Annotated in this window: 19 protein-coding genes; 8 read left to right on the top strand and 11 right to left on the bottom strand. The window is 66.2% G+C overall.

All coding sequences use genetic code 11. From position 1 onward, the window contains the following. Positions 1 to 193: 193 nt before the first annotated feature. Genes hflD through J3A72_RS13985 form a run of 4 tightly spaced genes read right to left on the bottom strand, consistent with a single transcriptional unit; the run spans position 194 to position 2,880 of the window. On the bottom strand, positions 194 to 808 hold the full coding sequence (gene hflD / locus J3A72_RS14000) for a high frequency lysogenization protein HflD (protein ID WP_032961893.1): 615 nt from the start codon (positions 806 to 808) through the stop codon (positions 194 to 196). Continuing rightward, the gene (gene mnmA, locus J3A72_RS13995) at positions 805 to 1,947 is read right to left on the bottom strand and encodes a tRNA 2-thiouridine(34) synthase MnmA (protein ID WP_032961890.1); all 1,143 of its coding nucleotides are present in this window, start codon (positions 1,945 to 1,947) and stop codon (positions 805 to 807) included. The genes hflD and mnmA overlap by 4 nt, the downstream gene beginning before the upstream one ends. Beyond that, on the bottom strand, positions 1,944 to 2,405 hold the full coding sequence (locus J3A72_RS13990; protein WP_014647078.1) for an NUDIX hydrolase: 462 nt from the start codon (positions 2,403 to 2,405) through the stop codon (positions 1,944 to 1,946). Before J3A72_RS13990 ends, mnmA begins: the two co-directional genes overlap by 4 nt. Before the next feature lies 1 nt (position 2,406). Continuing rightward, complete coding sequence (locus J3A72_RS13985) at positions 2,407 to 2,880, bottom strand: hypothetical protein (RefSeq protein ID WP_014647079.1); 474 nt, start codon at positions 2,878 to 2,880, stop codon at positions 2,407 to 2,409. Between the two features lie 112 nt (positions 2,881 to 2,992). Here J3A72_RS13985 and clpS point away from each other — a divergent pair, with 112 nt between their 5' ends. Continuing rightward, the gene (gene clpS, locus J3A72_RS13980) at positions 2,993 to 3,319 is read left to right on the top strand and encodes an ATP-dependent Clp protease adapter ClpS (RefSeq protein WP_006444529.1); all 327 of its coding nucleotides are present in this window, start codon (positions 2,993 to 2,995) and stop codon (positions 3,317 to 3,319) included. Positions 3,320 to 3,479: 160 nt separating this feature from the next. On the opposite strand, the gene J3A72_RS13975 is transcribed toward clpS, so the two are convergent. Next, complete coding sequence (locus tag J3A72_RS13975; protein WP_140222808.1) at positions 3,480 to 4,292, bottom strand: APH(6) family putative aminoglycoside O-phosphotransferase; 813 nt, start codon at positions 4,290 to 4,292, stop codon at positions 3,480 to 3,482. 138 nt (positions 4,293 to 4,430) lie between these two features. Between J3A72_RS13975 and clpA the strand changes: the two genes are divergently transcribed. Beyond that, a complete protein-coding gene (gene clpA, locus J3A72_RS13970) occupies positions 4,431 to 6,716 on the top strand; it encodes an ATP-dependent Clp protease ATP-binding subunit ClpA (RefSeq protein WP_140222807.1) in 2,286 nt (761 codons plus the stop codon). Positions 6,717 to 6,788: 72 nt separating this feature from the next. Here the strand turns inward: clpA and J3A72_RS13965 are convergent, their stop codons facing one another. The 4 genes from J3A72_RS13965 to J3A72_RS13950 form a co-directional block, all read right to left on the bottom strand. Further along, positions 6,789 to 7,169, bottom strand: a complete 381-nt coding sequence (locus J3A72_RS13965) for a hypothetical protein (protein ID WP_140222806.1) — start codon at positions 7,167 to 7,169, stop codon at positions 6,789 to 6,791. A 203-nt stretch (positions 7,170 to 7,372) separates the two neighbouring features. After that, positions 7,373 to 7,591 (bottom strand): translation initiation factor IF-1, encoded by a 219-nt coding sequence (infA, locus tag J3A72_RS13960; protein ID WP_005409596.1) that lies wholly within the window; start codon positions 7,589 to 7,591, stop codon positions 7,373 to 7,375. 86 nt (positions 7,592 to 7,677) lie between these two features. Continuing rightward, positions 7,678 to 8,418, bottom strand: coding sequence for a leucyl/phenylalanyl-tRNA--protein transferase (gene aat / locus J3A72_RS13955; RefSeq protein ID WP_014647084.1), 741 nt, complete (start codon positions 8,416 to 8,418; stop codon positions 7,678 to 7,680). Between the two features lie 65 nt (positions 8,419 to 8,483). Next, positions 8,484 to 9,608 carry a GNAT family N-acetyltransferase gene (locus tag J3A72_RS13950; RefSeq protein ID WP_140222805.1) on the bottom strand — a complete coding sequence of 375 codons (1,125 nt, stop codon included), beginning with the start codon at positions 9,606 to 9,608 and terminating at the stop codon, positions 8,484 to 8,486. Between the two features lie 191 nt (positions 9,609 to 9,799). Between J3A72_RS13950 and J3A72_RS13945 the strand changes: the two genes are divergently transcribed. Then, entirely contained in the window at positions 9,800 to 11,362 is a 1,563-nt protein-coding gene (locus tag J3A72_RS13945) for an N-acetylmuramoyl-L-alanine amidase (RefSeq protein WP_209572039.1), read from the top strand. Positions 11,363 to 11,440: 78 nt separating this feature from the next. On the opposite strand, the gene trxB is transcribed toward J3A72_RS13945, so the two are convergent. Continuing rightward, a complete protein-coding gene (gene trxB, locus J3A72_RS13940) occupies positions 11,441 to 12,412 on the bottom strand; it encodes a thioredoxin-disulfide reductase (protein WP_140222803.1) in 972 nt (323 codons plus the stop codon). Between the two features lie 233 nt (positions 12,413 to 12,645). Here trxB and J3A72_RS13935 point away from each other — a divergent pair, with 233 nt between their 5' ends. From J3A72_RS13935 to J3A72_RS13915, 5 genes are all read left to right on the top strand, one after another. Continuing rightward, complete coding sequence (locus J3A72_RS13935) at positions 12,646 to 15,006, top strand: DNA translocase FtsK (RefSeq protein WP_209572037.1); 2,361 nt, start codon at positions 12,646 to 12,648, stop codon at positions 15,004 to 15,006. Positions 15,007 to 15,045: 39 nt separating this feature from the next. After that, positions 15,046 to 16,989 (top strand): DUF3857 domain-containing protein, encoded by a 1,944-nt coding sequence (locus J3A72_RS13930; RefSeq protein WP_014647089.1) that lies wholly within the window; start codon positions 15,046 to 15,048, stop codon positions 16,987 to 16,989. A 111-nt stretch (positions 16,990 to 17,100) separates the two neighbouring features. Beyond that, entirely contained in the window at positions 17,101 to 17,739 is a 639-nt protein-coding gene (gene lolA, locus J3A72_RS13925) for an outer membrane lipoprotein chaperone LolA (protein WP_005413289.1), read from the top strand. A gap of 405 nt (positions 17,740 to 18,144) precedes the next feature. Then, entirely contained in the window at positions 18,145 to 19,506 is a 1,362-nt protein-coding gene (locus J3A72_RS13920) for a replication-associated recombination protein A (RefSeq protein ID WP_209572036.1), read from the top strand. A gap of 261 nt (positions 19,507 to 19,767) precedes the next feature. After that, the gene (locus J3A72_RS13915; protein ID WP_014647091.1) at positions 19,768 to 20,139 is read left to right on the top strand and encodes a DUF805 domain-containing protein; all 372 of its coding nucleotides are present in this window, start codon (positions 19,768 to 19,770) and stop codon (positions 20,137 to 20,139) included. 74 nt (positions 20,140 to 20,213) lie between these two features. Here J3A72_RS13915 and J3A72_RS13910 read toward each other — a convergent pair whose 3' ends face one another. Next, the gene (locus J3A72_RS13910; RefSeq protein WP_014647092.1) at positions 20,214 to 20,588 is read right to left on the bottom strand and encodes a hypothetical protein; all 375 of its coding nucleotides are present in this window, start codon (positions 20,586 to 20,588) and stop codon (positions 20,214 to 20,216) included. Between the last annotated feature and the right edge of the window lie 278 nt (positions 20,589 to 20,866).

The raw sequence follows: 20,866 nt of genomic DNA, 5'->3' as shown, positions 1-20,866 counted from the left end.
GATGTATCGGCCGTACCCCCTTTCTCTTTAACGTCGATGTGCCTCGAAGTGCATTCTGAATGCGCCGGTTTTCCGGCGCCTTGGCGGCCTCGGGGTCAGAGCCCTTTCCGTGCCGGAAAGGGATCCGACCCCTTGGGCAGGCGCAACGGGGTCGGATCCCTTTTCCATGGAAAAGGGCTCTGACCCCACACCCTCAGGCCAGCAGGCGGTCCACGGCCTCGATCATCGCCTTGCGGCTGAACAGGAAGTCCCAGTAGCTGCCGCCCAGCTGGCGCCACAACACCGCCGAACGCACCGCGGCCAGCAGCAGGGCACGGATCTCCGCCACCACGCCGGCCTGGCCCAGGTAGTGCGGGTTGCCCTGCACCATCACCCGCGGTTTCAGGTGGCTGATGGTGTCGGCATACAGGCCGCCCAGGTTGGCCAGTACGTCCGGGTGGCCACTGTCGCCCAGTTCGGTGGCCTGGCGCTGGGCGCGCTCGATGCCCGAGGCGACCTTGTTCACGGTCGCCCCATCCTGCACGAAGCGGCGCTCCAGCTGCAGCACCGACAGGGCCAGCTTGGGCAGGATCGGGTCCTGGCCCTGGCTGCGGAAGTAGTTGTGCAGCAGGCGCAGGCCGGACTTCAGTGCATGACGGTCACCGAACACCGCCTGCGGCGAGGACGCATCGACGCGGAACACGCTGTCCACGGCGGTGCGCACGGCGGCGGCGTCGGAATGGCCGGTATCGGCGATGCGGCGCACCTGCTGCAGGGCCTGGGCAATGCCGGCCAAGGCCAGGACGCGGTCGTCGACAGTGAAACTCATGCAGCGATTACCTCAAAAGGGGAGGGGGTGGTGCGCAGGCGTTGTTCCAGCGGCGCATCGGTGGCGGCGATCACCGCGCCGCCCAGGCACACATCACCGTCATACAGCACCAGCGATTGACCGGGGGTAACGGCACGCTGCGGGCGCGCAAAGGTGACCAGCACGCTGCCATCGTCCAGCACCTGGACCGTACACGGCTCGTCGGGCTGGCGGTAGCGGGTCTGGGCGGTGCATTCGAAGCGCCGTGCCGGCGGTGAGCCGGCGATCCAGTGCGCGGTTTCCGAACGCAGGCGGTCGGACAGCATCCACTTGCTGTCGCGGTCCTGGTCCACGTACAGCACGTTGCTGGCCACATCCTTGCCAACCACGTACCACGGCGCGGCCGGGCGGCCACGCACGCCGCCGATGTTCAGACCCTCGCGCTGGCCCAGGGTGAAATAAAACACGCCCGGGTGTTCGGCAATCACGCTGCCGTCGGCCGGGTCGAGGATCTGGCCGGGCTTGGCCGGCAGGTAGCGGCCGAGGAATTCGCGGAAGTCGCGCTCGCCGATGAAACAGATGCCGGTGGAGTCCTTCTTGGCGTGGGTCGGCAGGCCGACGTCGCGCGCGATCCGGCGCAGGTCGCTCTTTTCCAGGTCGCCGATCGGGAACAGGGTGGCTGCCAGCTGTTCCTGGCCCAGTTGATGCAGGAAGTAGCTCTGGTCCTTGGATCGATCGGCGCCGCGCAGCAGCAGCCACTGGTGGCCGCGCTGGGCCACCCGTGCGTAATGGCCGGTGGCGATGCGCTCGGCGCCCAGCTCGCGGGCGGCGTCCAGGAAATGCTTGAACTTCACTTCACGGTTGCACAGCACGTCCGGGTTCGGGGTGCGGCCGGCCGCGTACTCGGCCAGGAAGTGCTCGAACACGCCCTGCCAGTACTCGCTGGAGAAGTCCCGGAAGTGGAACGGGATGCCCAGCAGGCCGCACACGGCCACCGCGTCGCGACGGTCATCCTCGGCACGGCAATCACCGCTGCCATCGTCGGCCCAGTTCTGCATGAACAGGCCGGCCACGGCCTCGCCCTGCTGTACCAGGCGCCAGGCGGCGACCGAGGAATCGACGCCGCCGGAGACGCCCACCATCACACGCGGAGTGCTCATGCGACCTCCCGGACCAGCGAAAGCGGGTGGCGCTGGCCACCCAGGTAATCCGCCACCACCTGCCACACCAGCGGGCTGCGCTGGCGCTCGCCGGCGGCCTGCAGCTCGGCCGGGGTCAGCCACAGCGCGCGGTCGATGCCGGTGTCCAGCGGCTGCGCCGGATCGTGCGAAACCGGGCGCGCCGCGTAGCAGAAGCGCAGGAAGGCCGTGCCGTCGCCGGCAGTCCACTGGTAGCAGCCAATGAAGTGGGTCAGCTGCACCGTCCAGCCGGTTTCCTCGCGGGTCTCGCGCAGGGCGGCCTCGGCCAGGCTTTCGCCCGGCTCGAGGTGGCCGGCCGGCTGGTTCAGCACCTGGCGGCCGTCAATGGTCTCCTCGACCAGCAGCACGCGGCCGCCGTCGATCACCACGGTGGCAACGGTGGCGTGCGGTGCCCAGCGCGGGTCCGGCGTGGCGTTCAACTCAGAACTCGTCCTTCTTGGTCAGTTCCAGCTCCATCGCGTCGGCGGTGCGGATGGCCGCATCGATGGCGTCGCTGAGCTGGTCGGCGGTGGCATCGGCGTCGATCTTCACCACGAACATGGCAGTGGTGTCCTGCTTTACCCAGCCGCCCATCTTGGCGTCCTGCGAATCTTCCAGCAGGCGGTTGGCCACGGCCACCGGGAACTGCTTGGTCTTGGCGCTGTAGGCCGGCGACCAGATCTCGCGGATGTTGTGGCTGCCGAAGTCTTCCACCGCCGAGCGCACGTAGACCATCTGGGTGCGGTCACCCTCGACGTCGAAGACCATGCGGTAGTCGCCATCCTCGTCGACCTCGTAGGTGTAACCCAGCTTGTCCAGGTGGCGGGCCACGGACTTGTCGGCCTGGGGCGCGGCGGTGGCAGCACCGGCAGCGGCCAGGGTGATCAGCAGGGCGGGCAGAAGGGTCCTTTTCATGAAGATCCTGTGAAGCAGTGTTGAAAGAAGCTGCAATTGTGACGTTGGGCGTGCGTGCCGTCCAATCTGCGGCGGGCCGACGCAGGCGCGGTGCAACCTCTATAATGGATGGATGCCCCATGAGTCCTCCCCCGATTCCCATCACGAGCACGGCGTTGCCGTGGAGCCCGCGCGCCCGGAAGTGGCGCCGCCGCCGTTCTACCAGGTGATGCTGCTCAACGACGACTACACCCCGATGGATTTCGTGGTGGATGTACTGCAGCAGTTCTTCAGCATGGACCTGGACAAGGCCACGCAGGTGATGCTGCACGTCCATACCCGCGGCCGCGGGGTCTGCGGCGTGTTCACCCGCGAGGTCGCCGAGACCAAGGTTGCCCAGGTCAACGAGTATTCGCGGATGAACCAGCACCCGCTGCTGTGCACGATGGAAAAGGCCTGACCGGCTGCCGATCCTCGTCCGGGTACATCGACTCCGGACACGGCGTGCCCACCAAGGTGGGCACCTACCAAGGCAGAAACCTGTAGAGCCGAGCCCATGCTCGGCTGCTTTTCGTCCCGGCGCAATGTCCCGGATGGAGTGCGCCCACCACGCGCGGAGGTCACGCCTCCGCCAACGCCTCCAGCGCCATGCGTGCCACTGCCTCGTCGACCTCGGCGGGGTCGCCGTCGCCCCGGAACCACACCGCTGACAGCCCCGCGCTGGCCGCGATCCAGCGCAGCAGGCGCGTGCGTTCCAGGCCGGCCAGTGCGCTTACCTGTTGCAGCCGGGCGGCAAACCGCTCGGGCCGGGTGGCCACATGGATGCCCGGGCCACAGAGGTCCGGGTTGCTGAACATTGTCGTGTAGTCGAACGCGCGGTCGCCCAGCAGCCGCTTCGGGTCGATCGCCAGCCAGCCACGCGCGCCGAAATCCAGCACGTTGTCGTGGTGCAGGTCGCCGTGCAGCGGCCGGATCTCACGTTCTTCCTGCAACACCCGCTCCGCCAGTGATCTGCACTGTTCCAGCAGTGGCGGCAGCGCGGCCCTTGGCTGCAGCAGGTCGGCGAACCATGTACGCAGGCAGACCAGTTCCGCTGGTGGCGCGCTCCGTGGCCGGTGCAGCTGCCGCAGGACCTGGCACAGGATCGTGGTACAGGCGTCATCGTCGCCCTCGATCGAACGTTGCCGCAGCGAATCGCCGCCGGCACGCTCGATCAGGATCGCCGGCCCCTCGTGGGCCAGCAGGCGGGCGGCACCATCGCCGTCCCACCAGCGCAGCAGGCGATGGCCGTTCTGCTCCTCGGTTTCGCTGCTGACCTTCAGCATCGCCGGTTCGCCGTCGGCGGTCAGCACCGGCCAGAGCTGGGCGTGGGGCGTCTCGATGGCCGCGCCATCACGCCGCAATCGCCAGCGGCTCAGGTAGGGTTCGCTCATGCTGGGTGGGCTGTCCTGGAGTGAATGAAGATCAAGCGATCTGCACTGCTAACGCCATCTGAACGCAGCAATCCGCTAGGGTGATGGAAATCGCGTAGTCAGGCCGCATATTGTCCCCATCTGCCGCCGGAGTAATCCATGTTCAGCAAAGACCTCGAACACACCATCGGCCAGTGCTACAAGCGCGCCCGTGAGGCCCGGCATGAATTCATGACGGTCGAACACCTGCTGTTGGCACTGCTCGACAACCCGTCCGCCCAGGCCGTACTGAAGGCCTGTGGTGCCGACGCCGAACGCCTGCGCCAGGAGCTGGAGCAGGCCATCGAGGCTTCCGTGTCCCGCCTGGCCGAAGATGACGGCCGTGATACCCAGCCGACCCTGGGCTTCCAGCGCGTGCTGCAGCGGGCCGTGTACCACGTGCAGTCCTCGGGCAAGAAGGAGGTCACCGGCGCCAACGTGCTGGTCGCCATCTTCGGCGAAAAGGACTCCCATGCCGTCTATTACCTCAACCAGCAGGACGTGACCCGGCTGGACGTGGTCAATTACCTGTCCCACGGCATCGCCAAGCTGGGCGAGGAAGGCGAGCAGCCGTCCTCCTCCTCCGAGGGCGAAGGCCGCATCGAAGGCGGGGAGGGCGAGCCGAAGGGTGATGCCCTGACCGAGTTCGCCAGCAACCTCAACGAACAGGCGCGGTCGGGCCGCATCGATCCGCTGGTCGGCCGTGCCGACGAGATCGAGCGCACCATCCAGGTCCTGTGCCGCCGCCGCAAGAACAACCCGCTGTACGTGGGCGAGGCCGGCGTGGGCAAGACCGCGATTGCCGAGGGCCTGGCCCGCCGCATCGTCGAGGGCTCGGTGCCCGACGTGCTGGCCGACGCGGTGATCTACTCGCTCGACCTGGGCGCGCTGGTGGCCGGCACCAAGTACCGCGGCGACTTCGAGAAGCGCCTGAAGAGCGTGCTGACCGCACTGAAGAAGGTCCCCAATGCGGTGCTGTTCATCGACGAGATCCATACCATCATCGGTGCCGGTTCGGCCTCGGGTGGCACCATGGATGCGTCCAACCTGATCAAGCCGGCGCTGGCCTCCGGCGAGCTGCGCTGCATCGGCTCGACCACCTTCCAGGAGTACCGCGGCATCTTCGAGAAGGACCGGGCGCTGGCCCGCCGCTTCCAGAAGATCGACATCGTCGAGCCGACCGTGGGCGAGACCTACGAGATCCTGCAGGGCCTGAAGTCCAAGTACGAGCTGCACCACGGCGTGACCTATTCGGACGAAGCGCTGCAGGCGGCGGTGGACCTGTCGGTGAAGCACATCGGCGACCGCCTGCTTCCGGACAAGGCCATCGACGTGATCGACGAGGCCGGTGCCCGCCAGCGGCTGCTGCCGGAAGGCCAGCGCAAGGAGCTGATCGACGTCGAGGAAGTGGAGGCGATCGTGGCCAAGATGGCGCGCATCCCGACCAAGCAGGTCAGTGCCACCGACAAGGATGTGCTGCAGCACCTGGAGCGCAACCTGAAGATGGTGATCTTCGGCCAGGACCCGGCCATCGAGACGCTGTCCTCGGCGATCAAGCTGGCCCGCTCGGGCCTGGGCAATCCGGAAAAGCCGATCGGCAACTTCCTGTTCGCCGGCCCGACCGGTGTTGGCAAGACCGAGGTGACCAAGCAGCTGGCGCTGCAGCTGGGCATCGAGCTGGTCCGCTTCGACATGTCCGAGTACATGGAGCCGCATTCGATCAGCCGCCTGATCGGTGCCCCTCCGGGCTATGTCGGCTTCGACCAGGGCGGCCTGCTGACCGAAAAGATCGTCAAGACGCCGCACTGCGTGCTGCTGCTGGACGAAATCGAAAAGGCGCACCCGGACATCTTCAACATCCTGTTGCAGGTGATGGACCGCGGCGCGCTGACCGATACCAACGGGCGTGAGGCCAACTTCAAGAACGTGGTGCTGGTGATGACCACCAATGCCGGCGCGGCGCAGGCCTCGCGGCGCTCGATCGGCTTCACCAAGCAGGACCATGCCACCGACGCGATGGAGACCATCCGCCGCAGCTTCACCCCGGAATTCCGCAACCGACTCGATGCGGTGGTGCAGTTCCAGGCGCTAGGCTTCGAGCACATCCTGCGCGTGGTCGACAAGTTCCTGATCGAGCTGGAGATGCTGCTGCAGGACAAGCACGTCAGCCTGTCGGCCACGCCGACCGCACGCGACTGGCTGGCCCACCACGGCTTCGACCCGCTGATGGGTGCGCGCCCGATGGCCCGCGTGATCCAGGACAAGATCAAGCGTCCTCTGGCCGACGAGCTGCTGTTCGGCAAACTGGTCAACGGCGGCAAGGTGAACATCGATGTCCGCGACGACGAGCTGGTCGTAGAGACCCAGGCCGAGCCGGAGCGCCTGCTGCCGGTCACGGTGGAGTGAGCTGACGCCGGGCCTGGCCCGGCGGACCTGAAACGACAAGGGCGGCTTCGGCCGCCCTTGTCATATGCGCCATCAACGGCCGCGCTGGCGGGCCTTCTTCTGGAAGGTGGCTTCGTCGATCGGTTCGATCTGCGCCACCCGGCAGTGGTCGGCATCGGTGCGCAGCTGGCTGCGGCCGGCGCTGCACAGCAGGCCCTGCTGGCCTTCGGTGATGAAGCTCAGTTTCCGCGAGTAGCCGGCAGTGGAGCAGTCGTTCTGGAAGTGCACGACATAGTGGTCCTGGCCATTGCGCAGCAGGATGTTCCGCGAAACGCCGGCGCGCACGATCTGCTGGTCGCTGCCCAGCTGGATGCAGTCACTGGCCGTGGAAGGGGGCTCGGCGGCGCGCACAGGCGATGCGCTGGCGGACGCGGCAACGGCGACGAGCAGGGCGGTCAGCGGGAGCATGTTCATGGCGGGGCAGGGGAATGGCGATCCGGACTGGATCGGGTCCCACGATGCCGCCACGGATGAAGATGCGAATCTGCCGCAAGCAGGGCTGACCGACGCCACGGTGCGTTCGGTCACGATGACCTCCGGCAGGGCCGGATTGCAGGCATGACAAAAGGCCAGCAACCAGGGCTGGCCTTGTCGCAGTGGCGCAACGCGCCGACCGCTTACTTCATGCGGTAGGTGATACGACCCTTGGTCAGGTCGTACGGGGTCATTTCAACCTTGACCCGGTCACCGGTGAGGATGCGGATGTAGTTCTTGCGCATGCGGCCGGAAATGTGGGCGATGATTTCGTGCCCATTTTCCAGGCGAACGCGGAAAGTGGTGTTCGGCAGCGTCTCGCTGACGGTGCCCTCGAACTCGATGGAATCGTCTTTCGACATGTAGTCCTGTGCGGTTCAGAAAACGGCCACGCTGGGCCTAAGGCGCAGTATTTTACGCGTGACCGGCCCAGCTTGCAAAGTTTGTGTTAACCCCCGGCCAAACGCTGTGCCGGCAGGCGTCCGACCGCCTGCGTCCACGGGCCTTCACGGCCGTCATGGCGCACCGCGTGGCGGACGTGCTGCAGGAACGCCGCGCGCGGCAGGTGCTCGGCGCCCATCCGCAGCAGGTGCGGATTCTCCACCTGGGCATCGATCAGCGCCCAGCCCCAGCCGTGAAGCGTGGATGCCAGCGCGGCCAGGGCGATTTTGGAGCCGCCGCTGGCGCCACTGAACATGCTCTCGCCGAAGAACATCGTCCCGATCGCCACCCCGTAGATGCCGCCGACCAGGGTCTGCCGGTCCCAGACCTCGAAGGAGTGGGCAAAGCCGAGGTCATGCAGCTGGCTGTAGGCCTCGACCATGTCGGGGCTGATCCAGGTGCCGTCCTGGCCGGGCCGCGGTGCCGCCGCACAGGCGCGCATCACCCGGCTGAAGGCGGTGTCGGCGGTGACCTCCCATGTGCTGCCGCGCAACTGGCGCCGGAAGCGGCTGGACAGATGCACGCCATCGGTACGGAACACCATGCGCGGGTCGGGCGACCACCACAGGATCGGCTCGCCCTCGCTGAACCATGGAAAGATGCCGCCCGCATACGCGTTGAGCAGGCGCGCCGGGTGCAGGTCGCCGCCCACGGCGAGCAGGCCGTCGGGCTGGCGCAGGGCGGTCTCGGCCGGCGGGAAGGGGGCGTCCGGCGCGTCGGCCAGGCGCCAGGGCAGCTGGCGGGTCATGCCGGCATTGTATTCGTCGCGGCCCCGCGTGAATGCCGCGGTAGATGCCAACCTTGGTTGGCAGGTCACCCGTCCGCGCGAAATGGGCTGTGCCCCTGCAGCTCCTGCTGGTAGCGCCGCACATCCCGTCGCTCCTGCCGGCACCACTCCTGCAACGCCTCGGCGAAATCCGCATCAGCCACCCAGTGCCGGCTGCGCACCAGTGTAGGCAGGAAGCCGCGCGCCAGCTTGTGCTCGCCCTGTGCGCCGGGTTCGAAACGGCTCAGGCCTTCGCGCAGGCAGTACTCGATGCCCTGGTAGTAACAGGCTTCGAAGTGCAGGCCGGGCAGGGTGGCGCCGCCCCAGTAGCGGCCGTACAGCGTGTCACCGCCGCGCAGGCAGAGCGCGCCGGCAATCGGCTGGCCTTCCTGCTCGGCCAGGAACAGTACCAGCCCGCGCCCCAATGAAATGGCCAGATGGCGCAGGAAGGCCTCGGTCAGGGCCGGGGCATTGCCGTACTCAAGGAAGGTCTGCAGGTAGAAGCGGTACATCGCCTGCAGGTCGGCGCGGCTGGCGTCGTCGCCATGCACCACGCGGAAGCTGATGCCCTGGCGGGCGACCTTGGCCCGTTCCTGGCGGATGTTCTTGCGGTGCTTGTGGTTCATCGCGCCGAGGAACTGGTCGAATGTCGCCCAGTCACCCGGGTTCTGCCACTGGAACTGCACGTCCTCGCGCAGCAGCCAGTCATCGCCGAACAGCGCCTCGTCCGCTGCGGCGTGGAAGTTGATATGGGCCGATGACACGGCCAGTCCCGGCAGTGCATTGCGCAACGCCGACAGCAGCGTGGTGCGCTCTGAATCGTGACGGGCCAGCAGGCGCGGCCCGGTGACCGGCGAGTACGGCACCGCGCCCAGCCATTTCGGGTAGTAGTCGCGGCCATGGCGGGCATAGGCGTTCGCCCAGGCATGGTCAAACACGAATTCACCGTGGGAGTTGGTCTTCAGGTAGCCCGGAATTGCGCCGATCAGGCGCTCGCCCTCCCACAGCGTGAAGTGCCGGGGCTGCCAGCCCCAGTCCTCGCGCAGGCAGCCGTGCTGTTCCAGGCCTGAGAGGAAGGCGTGGCTGACGAACGGATTCTGGCCGTCGTGCAGGGCATCCCAGTCGGTGGCGGGAATGGACTGCAGGGAGTCGAGGAAGCGGGGGGAGGGCATGGTTGGCAAGGATAGGCCAGGTGGATCGCGAACGGTGCTGGCGGAGCTGGGTTGGTTTGTTCCGGTTGGGGGTGAGGAAAGTTTGAATTGTCCATCCGTGTGCGCTTGGTTGCGGAATGCCTGAATGCACAGGGGCAGAGTGAGCTGCGCCGCTGGAGCGGTGCATTCACTCTTTGCATGGAGTAGCCAAAATGAACCAGAAATTTCGCCTTGGATCCCTTTCTGTCCTGCTGTCTCTTCTGGGTGGCGGACTGTTGATAAGCCCCGCGCAGGCCGTTGACGCTCCTCCTGCGGTGGAGCAGGACACTGGGCTCGACATCCTCTTGACCCAGAAGGCGCGCGAAATTCTGGAGCGCGTTCGTCTCGTGGATGGCCAGGCACGTAGTCGCCGGGTTGAGGTATCAGCAGATATCGCCAACGGTGTAGTGACCGTGGCGCTGGATCGTGACTTCGTTCCTGCCGATTACGGACCGTCGTTCGAGGATCAGCGAAGCGAGATCAGTTTTGGACTACTGCATTGGGCCGAGCAGGTGGCGCCGTTCAGTCGTGTCGTTTTTCTGTATGACGGGAAAGAGATCGAATACTACTTTCCTGAGATAAAGGCTGCGGACGATGCGGCGCGGAAAGCGGGGGATGCGCTGAGGCGGATGCGTGGAACGCCTGGGTCCGGGATGGCATTTGTCGCAGCCGGCCATGGGTATTTCTACAGCTACAAGGACAACCGGTGGGTGACCTCAAGGGATGAATGGAATGGCGTCTCCGAGGGGTTGTTGACTCCGTCGTACGCTGCGGAGCTGAAGGCGATGATCGAGCAAAGGAGCCAAATGCCTGTCGTCCGTCCGCGCGTTCAGATCACGGGAACGACTCATCCTCCGAGTGGTGAGGAGTGGTGGACCATAGCTGCGCGCTACGCGATTGCCGAGCAGTATCCGGCCGAGACAAAGATATGGAACACGTACGCAGGCAGTACGCTTTGGGATCGGGAGGAGCGTGAAGACATCAACAGTCGGCCGCTTCTCGCAAACCACCACGGAGCTGAGGTAGCGATTCATCTGCACAGCAATGGAGAACCCTCGGGGGCCGCGCGCGGTACTCGTGTGATCGTGCAACCTGGTAGGCCGATGGATGCTGCTCTTGCAGAGAGTGTCCTGTGCTCGATGAAGGAGCTGATTCACTCGCTACCTGAGTATGCGGCATTCACCGTGGCTCCCGCTCCGCACGCGGTGAACAAGGGGGAGAACCGAGAGGCGCACATGCCATCGATCATCGTAGAGACGGCGTTTCACACGAATCCGGATGATGCCAAGGCGCTGCAGGACCCCGCCTTCCGCTCGGCGTCGATGAAAGGGGTGGAGAAGGGCTATCGCCTGTGGGCAACGGGAAAGACGTGTGAGCCGCTGTCCGGGCAGCCGATCGCAGATGTCGACGTTCCATCCGGCGACTCGCGCGAGGTGGACGTGGCGTTTGCGGGCCATCCGCAATTCCCGATCAGCCTGATCACCCGCAATACGCTGTGCCCATCAGGGTGGAACTGCAGCGGACGGACGGTGGTCATCGATTCGCCTGACCAGCCCAGCAGGATGCAACTCAGCTGCGGTCGCGACAGCGTGGGGACGCTCGGCTGGGAGACGCATGTGTTGGATGCGGATGGGGTCAAGTCGCAGCCCGTGCCTCACACCGTTCGTTGTGTTCCCGATGCGGCCGGCCCTGATCGAAATGGCTTGCCTGAGAATACGGCTGCCGCAGGGATGTAACGAGAAAGGCCGACGCTTTCGCGTCGGCCTTTCTCCTGAGTCGAGCATGGCTCGACTCTACAGAGCATAATCAGCGCTTCAGCTGGCCTTGCCCTGCGCGTCCAGATAGCGCTCGGCGTCCAGAGCGGCCATGCAGCCGAAGCCGGCCGAGGTGATCGCCTGGCGGTAGTGCTGGTCGGCCACGTCGCCGGCGGCGAACACGCCTTCCACCGAGGTCTGGGTAGCGTTGCCGCCCAGGCCCGAACGGATTTCCAGGTAGCCGTTGTTCATCGCCAGCTGGCCGTCGAACAGGGTGGTGTTCGGGTGGTGGCCGATGGCCACGAAGAAGCCGTGGGCATCGATGTCGCGGGTGCCGCCGTCCAGGGTGGACTTCACGCGCACGCCGGTCACGCCGGCGTCGTTGCCCAGCACTTCCTCCACCTGGTGGTGCCAGACGGTCTCGATCTTGCCTTCGGCCACCTTCCTGAACAGCTTGTCCTGCATGATCTTCTCCGCCTTCAGGGTGTCGCGGCGGTGGACCAGGTAGACCTTGCGGGCGATGTTGGACAGGTACAGGGCCTCTTCCACGGCGGTGTTGCCGCCGCCGACCACGACCACGTCCTGGTCGCGGTAGAAGAAGCCGTCACAGGTGGCACAGGCGGACACGCCGCGGCCCTTGAACTCGTCTTCGGTCGGGATGCCCAGGTACTTGGCGGTGGCGCCGGTGGCGATGATCAGCGCGTCGCAGGTGTACTCGTGACTGTCGCCGATCAGCTTGAACGGGCGCTGCGACAGGTCGGCGGTGTGGATGTGGTCGAAGATGACCTCGGTCTCGAAGCGCTCGGCGTGGGACTGCATGCGCGCCATGAGGTCCGGGCCCATCAGGCCGTGGGCGTCACCCGGCCAGTTGTCCACCTCGGTGGTGGTCATCAGCTGGCCGCCCTGCTGCAGGCCGGTGATGACGACCGGCTTCAGGTTGGCACGGGCGGCGTAGACGGCGGCGGTCCAGCCGGCCGGTCCGGAACCGAGGATGACGAGGCGCTGGTGGCGGGAGGGCAGGCTGGTGCTCATGTAGACTCGCGAAAAGGTAGATGGGACAAGGCGCTGGCGATGTTTGCGCAGCATCCGTGGCTGGTCATAGAGTGGCGGCTGGGGCAGGGCGATTCAAGCCGATGAACAGAACGCCGTCATCCAGCGGTGGTTTCGGCCCTGTCCGGGCCCGGTCAGAAGTCGCATAACTGAAAACTGACGCCGTCTCATTTATTATCAATCACTAACAGCGCATTCCAAAGGTATGGTCTAAGGTGGCGAAGCAGGTCCCTGAACGCTCCAAGTCGGACGACAGCAAGGCGTCACGTCGCACGGCCGCGGCGGCGACGACCGACAATCCACGCCGCCAGCGCCTCTGGCGCGACCTGGGCCTGATCGCGATCGCGCCGGCCCTGCTCTATCTGGCGGCAAGTCTTTTCACCTATTCAGCGACGGATCCGGGCTGGTCGCATACCGGCAGCGTGGTCGCGCCGGTGCACAACCTCGGTGGTCGCGCGGGCGCCTGGATCGCCGACGTGCTGCTGCAGTTGTTCGGCTACATCGCCTTCCTGCTGCCGGTGGTGCTCGGTGCGCTGTCGTGGATTGCCATGTTCGGCCTCAAGCGCGAGAGCAAGGGCGAGAACGACCTGGACCCGGCGCTGCGCCTGGTCGGCCTGGTCGGATTCCTTATCGCCGGCACCGGCTTCCTGCATGTACGCCTGTTCAGTTGCGATGTCTCCAGCGCCGGCGGCATTCTCGGCAAGCTGGTTGGCAATTCGCTCACGGTGGGCTTCGGTGCGCTGGGCGCGAACCTGTTCGTGCTGGTGCTGCTGCTGGCCTCGATCACCCTGGCCACCGGGCTGTCCTGGTTCACGGTGATGGAAAAGATCGGCCGCGGCGTGATGTCGCTGGCACCGTTGCTGGCGCGCAAGAAGGAAGAAGTCACCGAGTGGCAGCAGACCCGGGTGATGCGCGAGGAGCGCCAGGAAGTGCGCAAGGCCGATGCCGAGGTCCGCGCCAAGCGCGAGCCGGTGAAGATCGAGCCGCGCCCGGAACCGGTGATCGAGAAGAGTGACCGGGCCAAGCGCGACACGCAGATCCCGATGTTCCGTGGCGTCAACGGCGACGGCTCGGACCTGCCGCCGTTGGCCCTGCTGGACGACCCCAAGCCGCAGCCGGTGGGCTACGACAAGGAAACCCTGGACGCGCTGTCACGGCAGATCGAGTTCAAGCTGAAGGATTTCCGCATCGACGCCCAGGTGGTCGGCGCCAATCCCGGCCCGGTCATCACCCGCTTCGAGATCGAGCCCGCGCCGGGCATCAAGGTCAGCCAGATCAGTTCGCTGGACAAGGACATCGCGCGCGGCCTGTCGGTGAAGTCGGTGCGCGTGGTCGACGTGATTCCGGGCAAGTCGGTGATCGGCCTGGAAATTCCCAACGTCACCCGCGAGATGATCTACCTGTCCGAGCTGTTGCGCTCGAAGGAATACGACAAGTCGGCCAGCGTGCTGACCCTGGCGCTGGGCAAGGACATTGCCGGGCGCTCGACCGTGGCCGATCTGGCGCGCATGCCGCACCTGCTGGTGGCCGGTACCACCGGTTCGGGCAAGTCGGTGGCGGTCAACGCGATGGTGCTGAGCCTGCTGTTCAAGGCCTCGCCGAAAGACCTGCGGATGCTGATGATCGACCCGAAGATGCTCGAGCTGAGCGTCTACCAGGGCATCCCGCACCTGCTGGCGCCGGTGGTCACCGACATGAAGGAGGCTGCCAACGGCCTGCGCTGGTGCGTGGCCGAGATGGAGCGCCGCTACAAGTTGATGAGCGCGGTGGGCGTGCGCAACCTGGCCGGCTTCAACAAGAAGGTGAAGGAAGCGCAGGATGCCGGCCAGCCGCTGATGGACCCGCTGTTCAAGCCGAACCCGGAGCTGGGCGAGGCGCCGCGTCCATTGGAGACGCTGCCGTTCATCGTCATCTTCATCGACGAATTCGCCGACATGATGATGATCGTCGGCAAGAAGGTGGAAGAGCTGATCGCGCGCCTGGCACAGAAGGCGCGTGCGGCCGGCATCCACCTGATCCTGGCCACGCAGCGCCCGTCGGTGGACGTGATCACCGGCCTGATCAAGGCCAACATCCCGACCCGTATCGCCTTCCAGGTCAGCTCCAAGATCGACTCGCGCACCATCCTCGACCAGTCCGGCGCGGAAACCCTGCTGGGCCACGGCGACATGCTGTACCTGCCGCCGGGCACCGCGCTGCCCGAGCGCGTGCATGGTGCGTTCGTGTCCGATGACGAAGTGCACCGCGTGGTCGAGCACCTCAAGGCGATGGGCCCGGCCGACTATGTCGACGGGGTGTTGGACGAGGTGCAGACGATGGGCGACGGCGTGGTCGTCGGTGCCACCGGCCTGCCCGAGACCAGTGCGGCCGGCGACGAGTCCGACCCGCTGTATGACGAAGCGCTGCGGGTGGTCACCGAGACCCGCCGCGCCTCGATTTCCGGCGTGCAGCGCCGGCTGAAGATCGGCTACAACCGTGCAGCGCGACTGATCGAGGCCATGGAAGCGGCCGGCGTGGTCAGCCCGCCCGAGCACAACGGCGACCGCACGGTGCTGGCACCGCCGCCGCCGAAGTAAGGCCCGACGTATCCCCCACGACGTCCAAGGAACCGACGCATGCTTCACCCCGTACCAAGCGCGCTGGCGCTGGCGCTGGCAGCCTTCCTGGCTGCCGGCCCGGCACTGGCAGAAACCGCCACCTCCGCGCCCGCCACGGCGCCGCCTTCCACCAGCGGCGATACCGAAGCCAGCAATAATTTCAGCATTGTCCGTTACCGCGCCGACTACCAGGTGCGGCCGGATGCGGGCAATGTGCAGACCGAAACCTACGAAGTCCTGCTCAAGACCAAGGCTTCCGTCGAGCAGTTCAGCCAGGTGCGGCTGAGCTACAGCGAAAAGATGGAGACGCTGGAAGTGCTCGGTGCCTACACCATCACCGCCGATGGCCAGCGGCGCGACGTGCCGGCCGATCGCATCTACACCCAGGAGAGTTACTCCAGCGCCTCGGCGGCGATGTATGCCGACCGCAAGGTGCGGGTGATCGTGTTCCCGAACCTGGCCCCGGGCACGCGCCTGTACTACCAGGTGCGCCGCACCCAGGCCACGCCGTACTTCCCGGGCTATTTCGGCTTGTGGGAGACCTTCAACGTCTTCACCGAGTACGAAGACGCCGAGGTCACCCTGACTGCGCCGGCCAACCTGCCGATGTTCGTCGACAGCCGCGGCGTGCAGGGCAGCGATCGCCCGACGGTGAAGAACGGCCAGGCGCAGTGGCGCTGGCGCTACCAGCGGCGCGAAGCCATGCCGGCACAGAACTGGTCGGCGGCGGGCTGGGAGTTCGGCCCGAACATCATGGCCAGCACGTATCGTGACTGGTCGCAGATGGGACGCGCCTACCAGCTCAAGGCCGGCCCGGCGGCCGACGTGACCCCGGCGCTGCAGGCGCTGGCTGATGAGATCACCGCTGGCATCAGCGACCGGCGCGAGCAGGCCGATGCGCTGTACCGCTGGGTGGCGCAGAACATCCGCTATGTGGCGGTTTACCTGGGCAATGGCGGCCTGGAGCCGAACAGCGCGCAGAGCATCCTCGACAACCACTACGGTGACTGCAAGGACCATGTGACGATCCTGGAGGCGCTGCTGGCGGCCAAGGGCATCGCCAGTTCGCCGGTGCTGATCGGTGCCGGCGGCGGCCCGACGCTGCCGAAGATTCCGGTGCTGGGCCGCTTCAACCACGCCATCACCTACATCCCCGAGTTCGATCTGTACCTGGATTCGACCACCGCGTGGGCGCGCTTCGGGCAGCTGCCGGAAGGCGACCTCGGCGCACCGGTGATGCGTACCCGCGACGCCTCGTTGGCGCGCACCCCGGCCAACACGCCAGAGCGCAACGCCACCTCGATGGAGGTGCGTTTCACCTTCGACGCCAACGGCAACCTGCGCGGCGAGACCATTCCGAAGCTTGGCGAGAACGCCGAGATCGGCATGCGCGCCCAGTTCTCCCAGCTCAACGCGCAGAATCGTGCGCGCGCCGAGGAGCAGATCATGGCCGCGTCCGGTTTCGACGGGCGAGGGCAGCTGCAGATCCAGGGCGTGCCGGTCGACCTGACCCGGCCGTTCGGCTATCGCATGGCCTTCCAGGCCGAGGACTACGCCGACTTCAGCGTGGCCGGCGGCATGGCCGTGCCGGATCCGCCGGGCGGCGAGTCGGTGCGCGGCCTGTACGCCACCGCTTCTGCGCCGGCCAACGAGACGCCGTTCTACTGCAATGCCAGCCTGCGCGAGGAAACCTATCGCCTGCAGTTCCCGGCCAATGCGCCGATCATCGCCATCCCGGCCAACCAGCGTTTCACCAACGCCGCTGGCGAGTACCGCGTGGACTGGAGCCGCGAGGGGCAGGACGTGATCGTGCGCCATCGCTTGCAGCAGAACGCGGTGCGTGGCCCGGAGGCGCTGTGCCAGCCGCAGGACTACACCGCGTTCCGCGCGTTGTATCGCGAAGTGCGGCGTGGCTTCCGTGGCCAGGTGCTGTACGGCAAGCTGCCGGGCTCGGGCGGCTGAATCGCCGATGGACGTTCAGGGCGGCATAATGTCGCCCTGATCGCCCATTCATCTTTCCCCGGGCACACTGGCAACCACCTTTCCTGGCGCCCGCGCCCACAGGATTCCCGCATGAACTTCCGCTTCCGTCGTTTCCTTGCCACCACCACCCTGGCCGTGGCCTGCGCCGCCGCCGGCAGCGCCTGGGCAGGCGCCCGCGATGACCTGAAGACCTTCACCAGTGGCCTGAAGGGCCTGGATGGCCAGTTCAGCCAGCAGGTGTTCGACAGTCGCGGCAAGGTGAAGGAATCGACCAGTGGCCGCGTGGCCCTGTCGGCGCCGCGCCTGTTCCGCTGGGAATACGTGCGCCCGCACGAGCAGTTGATCGTGGCCGACGGCAAGAAGGTCTGGATGTACGAACCGGACCTGGAGCAGGCCACCGTGCGCGAGCAGGGCAAGGAAGAGCAGAACAGCCCGCTGACCGCGCTGATCAACCCGGCACTGCTGGAACAGCAGTACGACGTCAGTGAAGAGGCTGCGCAGCGCGACGGCCTGCAGTGGCTGTCGCTGTCGCCGAAGCGCGAGACCGAAGCCAGCTTCCAGTATGCCGCGCTGGGCTTCAATGCCCAGGGCCTGGCCAAGATGGAAATCACCGACGCCGTCGGCCAGCGCACCGTGATCAGCTTCAGTGGCTGGAAGCGCAACCCGGGCTTCGCGGCCGGCACCTTCAGCTTCACCCCGCCGAAGGGTACCGACGTCATCGGTAATTGACCTGTGGGCGGAGGCGCTTTGGTGGGTGTCAACCTTGGTTGACACGCTTTTGATCTGCCGGCCAGCGGCCGGCACTACCGATCCTGTGGCCTGATCTGCCGGGCAGGGTTCGGTGCTGTCTGCTCTGGCGGGTGTCAACCGGCACCGTCATGGTGGGTGTCAACCTTGGTTGACACGCTCTTGATCTGCCGGCCAGCGGCCGGCACTACCACCCGTGCGGCCTGATCGCCGGCATGGCCCGGCGCTTTCTGCTCTGGTGGGTTTCAACCGGGACCGCCTTGGTGGGTGTCAACCTTGGTTGACATGCTTTTGATCTGCCGGCCAGCGGCCGGCACTACCAGACATCGCGTCCCGCCGCCGGGCACGGCCCGGCGCTACCGTTGGGCGGCGCGGTACAATGACCGGGTGGCAAGACATCGTTCAACTTCCTTCCCTGGTCCCGATCTGCTGAGCGTCCATCGGGAACACCTGCGCCCGCTGGCCGAGCGCATGCGTCCGCGCACTCTCGACGAAATGGTTGGGCAGAAGCGCCTGCTGGCGCCGGACAGCGCGCTGCGTCGCGCGGTTGAATCCGGTCGCGTGCATTCAATGATCCTGTGGGGGCCGCCGGGCTGCGGCAAGACCACGCTGGCGCTGCTGCTGGCCGAGTACGCCGATGCGGAATTCCGTGCCATCTCTGCCGTGATGTCCGGGCTGCCGGAGGTGCGCCAGGTGCTGGCCGAAGCCGCGCAACGCTTCGCGGAGGGCCGGCGCACCGTGCTGTTCGTGGACGAAGTGCATCGTTTCAACAAGGCGCAGCAGGACGCATTCCTGCCGCACATCGAGCGCGGCACGATCCTGTTCGTCGGCGCCACCACCGAGAATCCGTCGTTCGAGCTGAACTCGGCGCTGCTGTCGCGTTGCCGCGTGCATGTGCTGGAAGGCGTTTCGCCCACCGACATCGTCGAGGCGCTGGAACGTGCGCTGGGTGATCGCGAACGCGGCCTGGGCGAAGAGGGTATCGAGGTCGCCCCCGAACTGCTGCTGGAAATCGCCACCGCCGCCGATGGCGACGTGCGCCGTGCGCTGACCCTGTTGGAGATCGCCGCGGAACTGGCGGGCGGGGAGGGGGGGCGCATCACGCCGCAGACCCTGGCCCAGGTGCTGGCCGATCGCACCCGTCGCTTCGACAATGGCGGCGAGCAGTTCTACGACCAGATCTCGGCGCTGCACAAGTCGGTACGCAGCTCCAACCCGGATGCCGCGCTGTACTGGCTGACCCGCATGCTCGATGGTGGCTGCGACCCGTCCTACCTGGCGCGCCGGCTGACCCGCATGGCCATCGAGGATATCGGCCTGGCCGATCCGCGCGCGCAGAGCATGGCGCTGGAAGCCTGGGACATCTACGAGCGGCTGGGCAGCCCGGAAGGCGAGCTGGCGTTCGCCCAGCTGGTGCTCTACCTGGCCAGCACCGCCAAGTCGAACGCCGGCTATGCCGCCTTCAACCAGGCCAAGGCCGACGTGCGCGAGAGTGGTACCGAAGAAGTGCCGCTGCACCTGCGCAATGCACCGACCAAGCTGATGAAGGAGCTCGGCTACGGCGCCGAGTACCAGTACGACCATGACGCCGAGGGTGGCATCGCGCTGGACCAGACGGGTTTCCCGGATGCGATGGGCGAACGGGTGTACTACAACCCGGTGCCGCGTGGCCTGGAAATCAAGCTGAAGGAAAAGCTGGACCGGCTGCGTGCCGAGCGCGAAGCGGCGAGGGCGGCAAAGGGTCGCTGACCCGGTTTATGTAGCGTCGAGCCGCGCTCGACTCCGCTCTGGACCGGGCCAGCAGCGCCTGCGGCAACGGCAGCCGAGCATGGGCTCGGCTCTACAGGGCCAATGGCAGCCGAGCATGGGCTCGGCTCTACAGGGCCAACGGCAGCCGAGCATGGGCTCGGCTCTACAGGGCCAATGGCAGCCGAGCATGGCTCGGCTCCACATTGTTCCCGGCGGCGGTCTTTGGCACACTGCGCGGCCACTTTTTCAAGGATTGATGCCGTGCAGGAAATGATTCTGCCGTTGAAGCGCTACGCCCAGTTCGAGGGGCGTGCCAACCGTCGTGAGTACTGGATGTTCCAGCTGTTCATGCTGATCGTCTCCGCCGTCCTGATGGTGCCGCTCGTTGCCGGGCTGGTGATGCAGTCCGACGTCCTGGGCATCGCGTCGATCATCCTGTTTGTCGTGTTCTGGCTGGCCACGTTCGTGCCGGTCATCGCCGTCACCGTGCGCCGCCTGCACGACTGCAACCAGTCGGGCTGGATGTACCTGCTGGCCTTCGTTCCGTTCGGCGGCCTGGTGATCTTCGTATTCGCGCTGCTGCCGGGCACGCCGCAGGAAAATGCTTATGGTCCGGTGCCTTCGGGGCCGTGACATTCCGCGAGTCGGGCATGGCTCGACTCCACAAGAGGCAAAGAAAAGAAGCCGGCATTTCGCCGGCTTCGTCTTTACTTGATGGTGCAGTCGCCGAAGGACAGGTAGTCCGTGCCGGAACTGAACTGCAGCGTGCAGCTGGCGGTGAACGTCGCGCCTTCTTCCAGTGCGCCCAGCTTGGCCGCCTGCTGTTCGTCGTCGCTGGTCAGCCGCGCCAGGACATTGCCCTGGTCGTCGCCGGCCTCGATCAGCGGCTCGCCCGCCAGGTTGCTGGAAACGCTCAGGGCTACGGCAGTGAATGTCACCGTCTGGTTGAGTTGGTCCATGCCCAGTGACGAATTGCCGGCTTCTTCAAAGGCCTGGTAGAGCGTTGGCAGGTCCTGTGCGGCATGGGCGGCCAGCGGCGCAAGCAGGCCGAGGGAGAGGGCGATCAGGGTGGTGTGCTTCAAGGGAGTCTCACAATCATGGGATCCAATCCCATGCCGGTTGTGTGCAGATGAACGCGACCCGGATGGCGGCAAGTGCCCGCCATCCATGGCTGCGCTGGAAGCGGGGCGATCCAATGCCCCGATGGGCGGCAAAATAGGGGAATTGCTGCCCCTTGCGCAACCCGGGCATGCGCGCGCGTGATACACAGCGTGACGTTTGATCGATGTGATAATCATTCGCGTTTAAGGTAGACTGCGGTCCCTTGTGAACCGGCGGCCCTGGGCCGCTTCTGCCGCCG

The organism is Stenotrophomonas sp. PvP093 (assembly GCF_017876915.1).
In the GTDB taxonomy this organism is placed as follows: Bacteria; Pseudomonadota; Gammaproteobacteria; order Xanthomonadales; family Xanthomonadaceae; genus Stenotrophomonas; species Stenotrophomonas muris.
The sequence above is the reverse complement of the archived record's forward strand: the minus strand, read 5'-3'. Positions and strand labels throughout refer to the sequence as shown.

Excerpts from the sequence above, each read along its gene's own strand:
- clpS (WP_006444529.1), top strand. The coding sequence starts at position 2,993 with ATGCCCCATGAGTCCTCCCCCGATTCCCATCACGAGCACGGCGTTGCC.
- J3A72_RS13975 (WP_140222808.1), bottom strand. The coding sequence starts at position 4,292 with ATGAGCGAACCCTACCTGAGCCGCTGGCGATTGCGGCGTGATGGCGCG.
- J3A72_RS13950 (WP_140222805.1), bottom strand. The coding sequence starts at position 9,608 with ATGCCCTCCCCCCGCTTCCTCGACTCCCTGCAGTCCATTCCCGCCACC.
- lolA (WP_005413289.1), top strand. The coding sequence starts at position 17,101 with ATGAACTTCCGCTTCCGTCGTTTCCTTGCCACCACCACCCTGGCCGTG.
- aat (WP_014647084.1), bottom strand. The coding sequence starts at position 8,418 with ATGACCCGCCAGCTGCCCTGGCGCCTGGCCGACGCGCCGGACGCCCCC.
- clpA (WP_140222807.1), top strand. The coding sequence starts at position 4,431 with ATGTTCAGCAAAGACCTCGAACACACCATCGGCCAGTGCTACAAGCGC.
- hflD (WP_032961893.1), bottom strand. The coding sequence starts at position 808 with ATGAGTTTCACTGTCGACGACCGCGTCCTGGCCTTGGCCGGCATTGCC.
- trxB (WP_140222803.1), bottom strand. The coding sequence starts at position 12,412 with ATGAGCACCAGCCTGCCCTCCCGCCACCAGCGCCTCGTCATCCTCGGT.
- J3A72_RS13985 (WP_014647079.1), bottom strand. The coding sequence starts at position 2,880 with ATGAAAAGGACCCTTCTGCCCGCCCTGCTGATCACCCTGGCCGCTGCC.
- infA (WP_005409596.1), bottom strand. The coding sequence starts at position 7,591 with ATGTCGAAAGACGATTCCATCGAGTTCGAGGGCACCGTCAGCGAGACG.
- J3A72_RS13930 (WP_014647089.1), top strand. The coding sequence starts at position 15,046 with ATGCTTCACCCCGTACCAAGCGCGCTGGCGCTGGCGCTGGCAGCCTTC.
- J3A72_RS13945 (WP_209572039.1), top strand. The coding sequence starts at position 9,800 with ATGAACCAGAAATTTCGCCTTGGATCCCTTTCTGTCCTGCTGTCTCTT.
- J3A72_RS13965 (WP_140222806.1), bottom strand. The coding sequence starts at position 7,169 with ATGAACATGCTCCCGCTGACCGCCCTGCTCGTCGCCGTTGCCGCGTCC.
- mnmA (WP_032961890.1), bottom strand. The coding sequence starts at position 1,947 with ATGAGCACTCCGCGTGTGATGGTGGGCGTCTCCGGCGGCGTCGATTCC.